10 protein-coding genes are annotated in these 12,674 nt (G+C 65.7%); 8 read left to right on the top strand and 2 right to left on the bottom strand.

Translation table 11 applies throughout. From position 1 onward, the window contains the following. Positions 1-34 precede the first annotated feature (34 nt). Positions 35-1,987, bottom strand: coding sequence for an SLBB domain-containing protein (locus ACIQ67_RS11830; RefSeq protein ID WP_397534569.1), 1,953 nt, complete (start codon positions 1,985-1,987; stop codon positions 35-37). Between the two features lie 272 nt (positions 1,988-2,259). On the opposite strand from ACIQ67_RS11830, the gene ACIQ67_RS11825 reads away from it, so the two are divergent. The 8 genes from ACIQ67_RS11825 (at position 2,260) to ACIQ67_RS11790 (ending at position 11,687) form a co-directional block, all read left to right on the top strand. Then, on the top strand, positions 2,260-3,555 hold the full coding sequence (locus ACIQ67_RS11825) for an oligosaccharide flippase family protein (protein ID WP_397534568.1): 1,296 nt from the start codon (positions 2,260-2,262) through the stop codon (positions 3,553-3,555). Between the two features lie 160 nt (positions 3,556-3,715). Further along, positions 3,716-4,660 (top strand): glycosyltransferase family 2 protein, encoded by a 945-nt coding sequence (locus tag ACIQ67_RS11820; RefSeq protein WP_397534567.1) that lies wholly within the window; start codon positions 3,716-3,718, stop codon positions 4,658-4,660. Between the two features lie 47 nt (positions 4,661-4,707). Continuing rightward, positions 4,708-5,991 carry an O-antigen polymerase gene (locus tag ACIQ67_RS11815; protein WP_397534566.1) on the top strand — a complete coding sequence of 428 codons (1,284 nt, stop codon included), beginning with the start codon at positions 4,708-4,710 and terminating at the stop codon, positions 5,989-5,991. A 70-nt stretch (positions 5,992-6,061) separates the two neighbouring features. Continuing rightward, positions 6,062-7,165, top strand: a complete 1,104-nt coding sequence (locus ACIQ67_RS11810) for a glycosyltransferase family 4 protein (protein WP_397534565.1) — start codon at positions 6,062-6,064, stop codon at positions 7,163-7,165. Positions 7,166-7,191: 26 nt separating this feature from the next. Next, positions 7,192-8,307, top strand: coding sequence for a glycosyltransferase family 4 protein (locus tag ACIQ67_RS11805; protein WP_397534564.1), 1,116 nt, complete (start codon positions 7,192-7,194; stop codon positions 8,305-8,307). Between the two features lie 130 nt (positions 8,308-8,437). Further along, positions 8,438-8,629 carry a hypothetical protein gene (locus ACIQ67_RS11800; protein WP_397534563.1) on the top strand — a complete coding sequence of 64 codons (192 nt, stop codon included), beginning with the start codon at positions 8,438-8,440 and terminating at the stop codon, positions 8,627-8,629. Next, positions 8,626-10,611 (top strand): sulfatase, encoded by a 1,986-nt coding sequence (locus ACIQ67_RS11795; RefSeq protein WP_397534562.1) that lies wholly within the window; start codon positions 8,626-8,628, stop codon positions 10,609-10,611. The genes ACIQ67_RS11800 and ACIQ67_RS11795 overlap by 4 nt, the downstream gene beginning before the upstream one ends. An 11-nt stretch (positions 10,612-10,622) precedes the next feature. After that, positions 10,623-11,687 carry a sulfotransferase family protein gene (locus tag ACIQ67_RS11790; RefSeq protein ID WP_397534561.1) on the top strand — a complete coding sequence of 355 codons (1,065 nt, stop codon included), beginning with the start codon at positions 10,623-10,625 and terminating at the stop codon, positions 11,685-11,687. Here ACIQ67_RS11790 and ACIQ67_RS11785 read toward each other — a convergent pair. Beyond that, on the bottom strand, positions 11,668-12,585 hold the full coding sequence (locus ACIQ67_RS11785) for an acyltransferase family protein (RefSeq protein ID WP_397534560.1): 918 nt from the start codon (positions 12,583-12,585) through the stop codon (positions 11,668-11,670). The two genes, ACIQ67_RS11790 and ACIQ67_RS11785, sit on opposite strands and share 20 nt — an antisense overlap. Positions 12,586-12,674: the final 89 nt, after the last annotated feature.

The raw sequence follows: 12,674 nt of genomic DNA, 5'->3' as shown, positions 1-12,674 counted from the left end.
GGTGAGGCCTGTTGGCCTGTCGTCAGACGGTCGCTCACTTCAGGTTCTTGAGTGCCAAGGCACCCAGCCCGAACTGATAGAGGATCTGCGCCCAGTCCTTGAGCTCCGTGGTGGAGCTCACGTAGCTCATGTCCTCGGGGACGAAGATCGTGTCGCCGGGAGCCGCAGCCAAGGACTCGACCGCACCGCCCCCCATCGCCCAGGCTGAACGGCTGCTGCGATTGCTGACGACGCTGCCATTGGCGCGCACCACAAACACGCTGCCCTTGTCGGCGCTGCGCGTCGCTCCGCCTGCCATGCCCAGGTATTGTTCGAGCGGGCGCCCCTGCGCGAACAGGTAGCTGCCGCTGTTGAAAACGCTGCCGTAGACGTTGACGGTGGACGGCTTCGCCGGCACCAGGATACGGTCGCCATCGTCAATGGCCAGTGCGGGCAGCTGGCTGTCGGCGGCGGTCATCTGCAACACGATACGCCCGGTCGGCTGCACCGCACGCAGACGCTCAATCAGCTTGATATGGGTGACATTGCGCGCCGACGCATCGTCATTCATCGGCGCCACCTTCTCCTTGCGCGTCACGGCTGCGCGGGTGAATTCCGACTCCAACTCGCGCAGGGCGCGGTCGTAGTTGCTGATCTGCGCAAGCCTGACCGACTCGCGGCTGAATTCGGTGCCGAACAGGAAAGCCTCGGCCGTCAGCCCGCCGGCCGCATCAATCGCGTCCTTCAAGGTGCTGCCCGCTCGCAACACGTAGTCGCCCGGACGCTGCACCTCGCCTTCGACACGCACGCGCTTGCTCTGGCGCAGCATGGGACGAGCCATATCAGCCACGCTCATCACCCGCAGCACGTCGCCGTTATCCAGCGGACGCCCGCGATCCTTGCTCAGATCCACATCACGCAAGGCCTGGCCGCTGCGCTCGTCAAGGCGATGCACCACGGCTGCACTGCGGTTGGCAACCGTCGACAGGCCGCCTGCCATGCCGAGTGCATCCGCGATCGTTTCCCCGCCCTTGAGCTCGAACACCGCCGGCTTGTTGACACTGCCGATCACGCCGATCTGCGGGCCGACCGCAGCGACATGGATCACATCGTCGCCGCGCAGAGCGCGGTCGCCGCTGCGATCACCGCGAAGCATCAGATCGTAGAGGTCGAAGCTGGAGATCACCTGGCCGCCGCGACGCAGCTGGATCGAACGGAAGCTCCCCACCGATGTGGGGCCACCGGCTGCCATCAACGCGCGCAACACGGTCGACAGCCCGCTCACGGTGACGGACCCGGGCCGCTGCACATGACCGGTCACATAGACCCGGATCGCCCGCGCCTGGCCCAGCGCCACGGAGAGTTCGAAGTTCTTGAACTGTGTCGCCACGCGACGGCTGATCGCCTGGCGAAGCTCCGAATACTTCAAGCCCGCCAGCGACACGGTGCCCACGCGTGGGATTGCGATCCGCCCCGCCCGGTCCACCTCAAGACGAAGATTCGCCTCGACGCCACCCCACAGGCTGAGCAGGATCTCGTCCCCCGGCCCGACCACATAGTCATCAGGCACCAGCCCGGAAACGTCCGCCCCGGTCTCGGCATCGCCCGCCTGTCCGGTCACCAGCTCGGCACCGAAACGACGGATCGTGTCGGCACCGTCCTCGTCGAGCTTCTCACCCTGCGGGCGCGTGATCCCGGCCAGCTGCCGAACGAACAATTCAAACTCGCTGGGGCGGTAGGTCTGACGATTCAGATCAGCGCCCCAGTCGCCGTTGCGCTTGTCACTGCTCAGGCGGCTGTCCTTGTCGCGCCGCTCATTGCCGGTGGTCGGCTTGGAACTGATGGGCTGTTGCAGCCGCACCGGACCCGACGATGCCGGCAACTGGTCATTGGAGATGCCCTGGATCGCCTGGGCCTGCGCCTGCAGCACAGTCCCCAGCAACAGGATCGGCACCAGGCGGAGCGCGCGGCGGGCGTACGAGATCAGCTGGAGGTCTCTGAGGGTCATGAGTGCGATTGAAAGCAAGCGATAGAAGCCCGCAACAGATGTTGCCGGACCAGCCTGGCAGGAATTGCGGCGGATTCTAACGGTCAAGACATGAGGGGCCGAGCGGCACAGCCCCCTGTGTTCGAGCATCCTAGAATCGCCCCCGATCACCAATGGGCAGCCAGGTCCTGGATGCCCCACGACGCCGAGTCGAACAGAGCCCCTCGCTTGGCTTGGCCGGGCTACCTCGGCGCGAACGGAATGAACCCACCTCTTACGGATAGCCACTGCCGATGAAAGTTTCCAGCGTTGCCTGGAGCCTGCTGGGCCTGGGCACCCCCCCGGTGGCCGCTTTAATCTTCATCCCGCTGCTGCTGAGCCAGCTCGGTGCGGAGCGTTTCGGCCTGCTGTCCCTGATCTGGGCCTTCACCGCCCTATCAGGGCTCCTCGATCTGGGCATCGGCCGTGCCACCACCAAGGCAATTGCCGACCTGCAGGTCGGTGGCGATACCGCGCGGATGCACAGCACCGTCGCAGCGGCCCTGCGCGTGACGCTGCTCAGCGGCGCCTTCGGGGCCGTGCTAGTGCTGCTGAGCCTGACCCTGGACCTGCGCCAGATTTTCAGTTTGCAATCCGTCAGCGCAGACCAGATGACAACGGCCTTGGTCTTGCTCGCCGCTGTCGTGCCGATCCAGGCGATGGCAGCGACCTACCGCGGTATCGCTGAAGGTTTGCAGCAGTTTCGCGAAATCAGCCTGGTACGGATGGCGCTGGGCAGCGCGAACTTCGTCGCGCCTTGGGCCGTCGCCTGCTTCAGCCAGGACCTGGGCTTGCTGACCTTGTCTTTGGTGCTCACCCGCGCGCTGGCGCTGCTGGCATTCCGAACCATCGCGCGGCGGCACCTGCCCGCCACGACGGCATCGATCGACCGGGCTTCCGTCCGCCTGGCAGCCCCGCATCTGCTGCGCTCGGGCGGCTGGCTGTCCATCAGCGCGATCGTGAGTCCGCTGCTGGTCCAGGCGGATCGCTTCGCCATTGCGGCCATCGTTTCGGCAGCGGCCGTGACGAGCTATGCCATTCCCTTCGATCTGATCACACAGCTGCTGATCATCTCGTCGGCCATCACCACTGTGGCACTGCCTTCACTGTCAGCCCAGCTGGCACGCGACCCGGCTGAGGCGCGCCGGACCTTCGTCCGTTGGGCATTCGGCGTGACGCTGCTCATGGCCCTGGCAACGGGCCTGACCGCTGCCTTGCTGCCCTGGCTGCTGCCACTATGGCTGGGCCACGACCTGCCACCCGAATCCATCGCGATCGGCCGCTGGCTCTGTCTGGGCGTGTGGATCAACGGGCTAGGGGTCATGTTCTACAGCTGGCTGCATGCGCATGGCCGCTTCCGCGCCACGGCCCTGCTTCATCTCGCCGAGCTGCCGTTCTATGCGCTGACGCTCTTCGTTCTTCTGCAGCATTTCGGCGTGCTCGGGGCGGCGTTGGCGTGGGTGCTGCGCGTCGGCGTGGATACGCTGGTGCTGTTCGCCATGAGCCGGCGCGGCCAGCATGCCGCCCAGGCCAAGGTGACATCAAGCTAGCCAGGCACCGACGCCGCTCCGGCCGGCGCCGATACACTTGCGCCGTCCATCAGGTGTGGCGCCTGCAATTGCAGGCTCGGCGTCGATGCCACCCAGATCCAAATCCTGAGCCGGTCTGCAGCCTTGCCGCGCTACCGCCCTACAGCCCGAATTGATCAAAGTGCCCGCTTCCATTGCCATCGTCATCGTCAACTGGAATTCACGCGACCAGTTGAGGGATTGCCTGGCCTCGATTCCACGTGCAGCGGCGCAGCTGAGCCCCACCCATCGGGTCAGCGCCATCGTGGTGGTCGACAACCACTCGAGCGATGGCTCGGAGCTCGGCCTGCAAGCGGGTGAGCTGCCGCTCACGCTGTTGCGCAACAGCTCGAACCGGGGTTTTGCAGCGGCCTGCAACCAGGGCGCGGCAGCCGTAGGCGACTGTGATCTGATCCTGTTCCTGAATCCGGACACGCTTGTGTTCGACGACTCTTTGGCAACGCCAGCCCGCGTTCTTGACAGCCCGATGGGACGGGATGTCGGGATCATCGGCATCCAGCTGTGCGACGACTCGCAGCAGGTGGCGCGCTCATGCTCGCGCTTCCCTCGCGCCGGGCAGGTGCTCTCTCAAGCCCTCGGACTGGATCGATTGCGCCCGTCACTGGGCCAGGCCATGCGCGAATGGGACCATGCCAGCTCGCGCACCGTCGAGCAGGTGATCGGTGCCTTTTTCATGGTGCGGACCGACTTGTTCTCCAAGCTGGGCGGCTTCGACGAGCGCTTTTTCGTCTACTTCGAAGAGGTCGACTTTGCCTATCGGGCCCTTCAGGCCGGGTGGCGCAGCCTCTACATCGCGGATGCCCATGCATTCCACAAAGGCGGCGGCACCTCGGATCAAATCCGTGCCAAGCGCCTTTTCTACACGCTGAGAAGCCGCCTTCAGTACTTCCGCAAACACGGCAGCACGGCGAGCGTGCTGGTCGTTCTAGCGAGTACCTACCTGCTCGAACCGGCGGCTCGACTCCTGATGCTGGTCGCAGCACGCCGTTTCGGTGAGCTGGGCGACCTGGCGCAAGCCTACAAGATGCTCATTGCCTGGCAAGCCCGGGAGCGGACTGCGTCATGAGTTCACGTCTCGCAACTCATTTGCGCCGACCGAGGGAGGGCTGCTAGATGGAAGCCGCCGTGCTCTTTCTGCTGCTCCTGACAATGGCAGCCATCGGTCTGACGAGCGCCATATTCACCCGTGACCGACTCCATCCTGCGCCGATGCACGCCGCAGTCTGGACCCTGGTCTGCGCCACCTACCTGCTGTTCCCGCACAGGCTGCGCCCCCTCTCGCCCGAAGTCTTCATGCTGATCGTGCTGGCCATCGCCAGCTTCTCGCTCGCGGCGGTCATTCGCCCTGCTGATCCGCCGAACGGCGCGCTCAGGAGCCCCCGACGCTACCGGGTCACGATCTGGCGCGAAGTGCTGTTCACCGTGGCCCTGCTGGGCTTCGTCCCCTTCCTGCTGAAGGCCCAGGCGCTCGCCCAGAGTGCGCCCTATACCGAATCTGACTTCATCAATCTGCGCATTGCACTGACGGGGGCCCTGGACGACGCCCAGACCTTCGGCCTGCTCGGCTACCTGATCCCGGTTTCCTTCGCTTCGACCTTTGTCGAACTCGCCAGCAGCAAGAAACGCCTGTTCGGCTGGCGCGGCTGGATCAGCCTGCTGCTGTCGGTTGTATATGCACTGATGTCGACCGGCCGCACCTACTTCTTCTTGCTGGTGACAGCGCTGGCCTTCATCGCCCTGCTGCAGCACCGCGCCCGCCTGGCCCAGATCGCCAGCGCCGCACTGCTGCTGTTCAGCCTTGCGTTCTTCGGTCTTGGCATGCTGGCCAACAAGATCGGCGCGGACACGCCGAATATCGACGCCTTGTCGGCGGTTGACGCCCTGATGCTGTATCTGCTGGGCGGCATCGCCGCCTTCGATCTGACGCTCGGCGCACCGCCCGCGCTGGAGTGGGGGCTGAACGCGATGCGGACGCCATTGGCCGTGCTGCAGGCCCTCGGCGCCGATGTGACGGTCGTTCCGCTGGTCAAGGAGTACGTCAACGTCCCTTTGCCGACCAATGTCTACAGCGCCCTGCAGCCCTATCACGCAGATTTTGGCTGGTTGGGCATCGTGGGCTTCTATGCCTTGTGCGGCCTGCTGCACGGCAGGCTGTATCGCGCCGCGCAGCGGCCCGAGGCCGACCCTCGGGTCATCATCTATGCCAGCATGGCGATGTATCCGCTGCTGCTGCAGTTCTTTCAGGATCAGTACCTCAGCCTGCTGAGTACCTGGGTCACTTTTGTCCTGCTGATCGCCCCCGCTTTCCGCGCCAACGAGTCCACCGCGCCCCAACCGTCGACCCTGCAGGCGGACCGCACAAACCGGCCGGGCGTCCTCGGCCCGGACCCCTGCTAGTGCTGCCCGGCAGCCAACCGCGGGGCGCCCGGATGGGCGCGTGAAGCTCCAAGAACTGTTGCCTGAGTCCATGTCACGCCCGCTCAATGTCGCCTTCCTGACCCGCTATTCAAGGAATGGTGCGTCATCACGCATTCGCGCCATGCAGTACTTCCCGCTGCTGGAAGAGGCCGGCATCACGCCGACGCTGCTGCCGCTGCACACCCAGGCTTACGTGACGGCACTCAACCAAGGCCGCCGCGATTGGAAGGAAGTCGTCAAAGCCTACTCGCAGCGCCTGTTCGACGGCAGTCGCCTGCAGCGCTTTGACGCCATCTGGGTCGAGAAAGAGTTGCTGCCCATGCTGCCTTACGGGCTGGAGCGCCTGCTGCTCGGCCGAGTTCCGATGGTGCTTGATTTCGACGACGCCGTCTTCCACAACTACGACCGCTCGCGCCACGCCTGGGTACGCGCCCTGCTCGGCGACAAGATCGACGCCCTGATGCGCCAAGCGCACACGGTGACGGTCGGCAATGCCTACCTCGGGCAACGCGCGCGCCAGGCCGGCGCACGTCGGGTGGAGTTCCTGCCCAGCGTGATCGATCTTGGACGCTACCCGGCGCAGGTAGATCAAGCCCCTGTACAGGCGCAAGAGCCCGGACTGCTGCGCATCGTCTGGATCGGCTCACCGTCGACCCAGCCCTACCTCGAACTGGTACGTCGGCCACTGGAGCGGCTGGCAGCGCGTTACCGCATCCGGCTCGACGTGATCGGCGCGCTGGCCCCACAGTTCGCCGGCGTCGAATGCCGCAGCCTGGCCTGGTCCGAGGCGGAGGAACACGCCCAGCTGAGCGCTTGCGACGTCGGCATCATGCCGCTGCATGACACACCCTGGGAGCAAGGCAAGTGCAGCTTCAAGCTGATCCAGTACATGGCATGCGGCCTGCCTGTGGTGGCATCGGCCGTCGGCTCGAACGTCGATGTGGTGTCGCCGGAGCTGGGTTTCCTCGCCCACAGTGACAAAGACTGGGAACAGGCGCTGACGGCGCTCGCCGACTCGGCGGCCCTGAGGCACAGCATGGGACTCGCCGGCCGCGCCGCTGTCGAGCAGCGCTATTGCGTCCAGGTCGTCGGCCGGCAGCTCGCAACCCTGCTTCGGCAAGCGGCCACTGACAGTCACCGGCACCCGGCCTGATGCGCACTCAAAGCGAAACTCGGCCCATGCACATTGCCATCGTCGCCAACACGGCCTGGTACATCGCCAACTTCCGCCTCGGCTTCATGCAAAGCCTGCGCGCGGCCGGGTATCAGGTCAGCGCGATCTGTCCGGCGGGCGACGGGCTGCAGCAGATTGCCGCGGCGGGCTTCAATCACGTCACCTTCCAGTTGCAGGGCAAGAGCATCAACCCGCTGCGTGAACTCGGCTCCGTCCTGAGCCTGCGCAGCGCCCTGAAGCGGGCGGCACCCGACGTGATCCTGAGCCACACACCGAAGGGAAACATCTATACGTCGTTCGCGCGGCGCGGACTCGGGATGCGGCAGATCGCCGGTGTCTCCGGGCTGGGCAGCTCCTTCATCAGGCAGGACTGGCTGACGCGTCTCGTGATGCGCCTGTACAAGCTCACCTTTGGCGGCATGGACCGCGTGCTCTTCGAGAACCCGACGGACAAAGCCATATTCCTGCAGCACGGCCTGGTGGATGCAGCTCGGGCAGAGGGCATCCCCGGCCTGGGCGTGGACCTCGATCACTTTACCTGCGAGCCCTTCGCGCCTCTGGCACAGGAAGGTGCACCTGTCTTTCTGATGATCGCGCGCCTGCTCGGCGACAAAGGCGTGCGCGAGTACGCCGCCGCGGCGCGTTCCGTTCGCTTGCGCCACCCTCATGCGCGGTTCCAGCTGCTGGGCAGCCTTGACGCCAGCAACCCTACGGCCATCACTGCCGCCGAGCTCGCCGCCTGGACCTCTGATACAACGATCGACTACCTCGGCTACACCGCCGATGTCCGACCCTTCATCGCTGCTGCGCACTGCATCGTCTTGCCCTCCTATCGTGAAGGCATGTCGCGAACGCTTCTGGAGGCTGCGGCCGTCGGGCGCGCCCTGATCGCCAGCGACGTCCCCGGATGTCGCGAAGCGATCGAGCTCGGCGTCAATGGTCTGCTCTGCGAAGCCCGGAACGCCGGGTCCCTGAGCGCCGCCCTCTCCAAGTTCTGCACATTGCCGGAGGCACGCATGCGTCAGATGGGCGCAGCGTCGCGAACCAAGGCCCAGGCGCAGTTCTCGGAAGCACTCGTTACGGCCACATACCTGCGCAGCCTCGAGCAACTGCGCCGCTGATGCAAGAGCACCCAAGTCGGCCTGGACAGTGCCCGAACTACAATCTGCGGTCGTCCTCACGCGCCGCCCGCGCCCCTGGAAAACTGCCGCCTCTATGAAATTCGCCCGCACTGGTTTCGACTCACTCGTCGTGGCACTGTTGCTCTGCTGCGGCATGTCTGAGGCCAACGCCTACATCGACCCCAACGCAGGCGGCATGCTGTTCCAGCTGCTGGCGCCCGTGTTCGCTGCCGTCGTCGGTGCCTGGCTGTTTCTGCGCCGCTGGATTGCCGACGCGTGTCGCCGCTTGTGGGCACGCTTGACCGGCCGCGGTGAGCAATGACGCGCAAGAGCGCGCCTGATACCGCCGCCGCCCCGCGGAACCCAGCAAGCCCGGGTGTCGAGCTCGGTCCTTGGGAACGCTGGCTCTTGAGCTGGGCGGTGCTGGCACTGCTGGTCGTGCCGCTGGCCGTGCTGCAGCAGATCGATGCGCTGCTGGTTTTTTCCACACCGCTGGATGTTCTGCGCGATGTCGCCCTGCTCACTCTGCTGAGCGGCCTGCCGACTGCCTTGCTGGCCCTGGTCGGCGCAGCCTTGCAACGCATATTCCAGGCCAGCGGCATGCCCTCCACGCGAAGCAGCCTGATCGCAGACGGCCTGGTATTGGCGCCCGCGCTCTGGGTGCTGCTGTGGCAGCTTTCCCGCATCAGCTGGCTGTGGCTCAAGCAGGCGACAGGCCATGAGCTGGTGGTGGCACCCGGCATGCGCTACGCGGTGATGGCAGGTTTCCTCATTGCGCTGCTGCTCGGCTGGCGCCTGCTTAGCCGAGCGCAGCTGCGTCTGCGGCTGGTCGAGCACCTGCGCGCTTTGCGCTGGCCGGGCTTGGCCCTGATCGCCAGTGCCACCGCGCTGCTGACAGTCAGTCCGCCGCAATGGGTTGAAGCCGCGCCATCGCCGCAAGAAGCCAAGACCTCTCCTCGCGGCCCGGATGTCATCCTGATCACGCTCGATGCCCTTTCGGCCATCGACGCAGACATCTGCGGCAGCGCTCCTTCGCTGATGCCCAGACTGCAGGCCCTGGCCCGCCAGTCGACCTGCTACACGCATCTGTACGCCAGCTCCAATTTCACGACGCCCGCAACGTCCACGCTTGAGACCGGGACCCTGCCGTGGACCCATCTGGCCACGCAGATCAGCGCGAAGGTTGCACTCCCGTATCAGAGCCAAACTCTGGCGCAGGCGCTGCACTCAGCCGGCTACCGAACCTATACGAGCACGGACAACCAGCTCGCCAGCGTGCGACAGCGGGGCACGCAGTCCGGCTACATGGCCCATGCGATCTCGCCGTCCGACCTGTTGCGCGACCGCCTGCGCGCCGCCCTGACCCTTTGGCCGCAGTCGTCGGTGCCGATGCTGGTGGATTCGGCCCTCTCGTTTCTGGGCGCCTTCGACATGCATCTGCATGCGCAGGACAACCCTTTCGACTCGGAGCGGGTGCTGGGCAAGGTGCCGGCGTTCCTCGCAGACGGGAACAATGAGCGGCCAGCTTTCGTGTGGGTGCATTCCATGCCGCCGCACAGCCCCTACCTGCCGCCACCGTCGACCAAGTACCGCCTGCTCGGACCCGGTGAGCTGGAGCGCTGGTCCGACTTCATGGGGGACAACGTCCCCTATGCACTGGCGCTGCAGCCGCAGGTCGACAAGCACCGTCTTCGCTATCGCGAGAGCATCATGGCCACCGATGACGCCGTCGCGGATGTGCTCGACCGACTGCAGCGCGAGGGGCGGCTGGACAAGGCGCTGCTGATCATCAGCGCTGATCACGGGGAGTCCTTCGAGAAGGGTTTTCTCGGTCACGCTGGCCCGCAGCTGCACGAAGCCCTGGTGCGCATACCGCTGATCGTGAAGCTGCCCGGTCAAGCCACGGGCCGTGTCGAGACCCAGCCGGTCAGCCTCGCCGATATCGCACCCTCGGTGCTGGATTTCCTCGGGCTGCAGCCCCTGCCGCACGCCGACGGACGTTCGCTCGCCGCGGGCTGGCGCGGCGGTGACATCGAAGCACGGCCGGTCTTCAGCATGTCGATGGAGCGACAGAGTCGTTTTTCCCCACTGCGGACCGGTCACTATGCTGTGATTGATGGACACCTCAAGCTCGTGGTCGACCTGAAGCAGGGCACGGACAGGCTCTATGACCTAGCCACCGACCCCGCCGAGAATCACGATCTGGCTGCCCAGCGACCTGAGGCTGTGACGCGTATGCGGGCTTTGCTGCAGAGCCGGCTTGCGCAGGCGGAACAGCGCAGACAGCAAGCGATCCATCGATGACAGGCCGGCCCATGTCACTTGCGCTGACGCCTGGTTTGCTGTCCTGGCTGCGCGCAGACCCCGTCTGGCAGCAGCAAGCCCTCGGCTGGCGCCTCGCGCAGCGCTGGCGCTCGAGTTGGAGCGGACTCAACCTGCGCTTGAGCGAAGCTGGGCTGCCTGCTGACGCGCCAGGTTTGCAGGACCCGGTTCTGATCCTCGGCCCCTGGCGCAGCGGCACGACGGTCTTGCACGAGCTGCTGACCGCTGCCACAGGCTTGGCCACTCCGCTAACCTGGCACTGCATGAATGCACCGGCATTCCGCTTGTCGCGCAGCGCCCCGACTGATGCTCCTATTGCGCGTCCGATGGACGGCTTGTCGATCAGTGCCTGCTCCCCGCAGGAGGATGAGTTCGCCATGCTCGCGATGGGGCTGGATTCGGCCTATCGGGCCTTTCTCATGCCGCATCGGCTCGACGAGTTGCTGCCGACCTTGAACCCGCAGCACTGGCTGGACGACAGCTCATGGCTGGAACCCTGGGAAAACTTTCTGCACGGTGTGCTGCTGGCACCGGGAAGCAAGCCTGCCCAACCCTTGATTCTCAAATCGCCCAACCACACCTTCAGGCTGCCAGCCCTGCACCGGCGCTTCCCGGGCCTGCGCATCGTCTGGATGCTGCGAGATCCGCAGGAGATCCTGGAGTCCAACCGAAAGATGTGGCGTGCGATGTTCGCAGCCCATGGCATCAGCCATGAGCCTGACGGTGCTCTTGACCGCTTCCTTGCCGAGGCGCTGTCCCGCTCAGCCGAGATGCTGCGATGGTGCATGGCTGGCCTGCCCGCGGCGCAATGGACCACTTGCCGGCAGGATGCCCTGCGAGATCACGCCGCGCCGGAACTGTCCCGGGTCTGCAAGGAACTCGGCCTTGTGGCCAGTGTCAGCACTGCCGAATTCGCCAGCAGCATCCAACAGACCGCGGCTGGGCGGATAGACCGCTATGCATGCAAGGACCAGGCGGCTCCCTTGCAGCAAGCGCTGGCTGAGCTGGCTGCTGCGCAGGCTGAGGCGCAAAGCCTGGTCAGCGCCCGGCACTCCTGAGCAGCAAGGCCCGGCGCAGCGGAACGCAGGCCCGCAGCGCCGGCCGTTCGACCAGGCGATAGGCCAGTCCGGCAAGTGCCATCGCCAGAGCAAGACCCAGCCACGCCGCCAGCAGCGACGGCAGCGGCAGCAGACGCACCACGTACAGCGCCGGCAGATGCAGCAGATAGAGGCCGAAGCTCCACCGTCCACACTGTCGCAAGGCACGACTGCCGAGCAGCCGCGCCCACATCGGCAGGCCCGCATTCAACAGGCCAAGCAGCGTCAGCGCCCAAGTGACACCCCAGCCCAGGTAGGCGTGGTGTAGGAAGTCTGGCGGACGCTCACCGTCGGTGATGGCCAGAGCCGGAATTGTCAGAACCAGCAGCAACAGCAGCAACAGCAGCAGAGCATCGGCGAAGCCCCGAGCCCCGGAGATGTACCGCGCGAGATTGCTGGCCTGCCAGCGGGTCTGCACCCACGCAGCGGCCGAGCCAGCCAACAGAACTGGCAGGTAGTAACCGATCGCGTCGCTGTTCTGCGGCGCTTGCGTCGCCGGCCAGGCCAGCATCGCCCCGCCGATCAAAGCCCCGATCAGCAGCAGCATCACCGCAGGCCTCCGCAGGGCGTGCAGCAACGCCGCCAGCAGCGGCAACACTAGGTAGTAGTGAAACTCGACCGGAATGCTCCAGTAGATGCCGTCACCGCGCAGCAGCAGCAGGTGTTGCCACAGGCCGGCGTGGTCCACGCTGACGCCGAGGCCTGATCCGCCCAGCGTGAAGGCGAGCAGCAGCACCAGCGCGTAGAGCGGAAAGATGCGGGCCACGCGGCCAATCAGGTAGTCGCCCAGTCGAGGCCAGAGTGCACTCGCTTGCGCAGGCCCCCGATGGCCAGTGCAAACTCCCCCACCTGTGGCCACCCCAAACTGGACCAGGCAAGGACGACCGGATTATGAAGGCTCGGTGTTGAGGGCCAGGCGGTTGGCGGCCTCCTTCAGTCGGTAGCTCT

This window comes from Roseateles sp. (genome assembly GCF_044373315.1).
GTDB lineage: Bacteria > Pseudomonadota > Gammaproteobacteria > Burkholderiales > Burkholderiaceae_C > JACDQM01.
The sequence above is the reverse complement of the archived record's forward strand: the minus strand, read 5'-3'. Positions and strand labels throughout refer to the sequence as shown.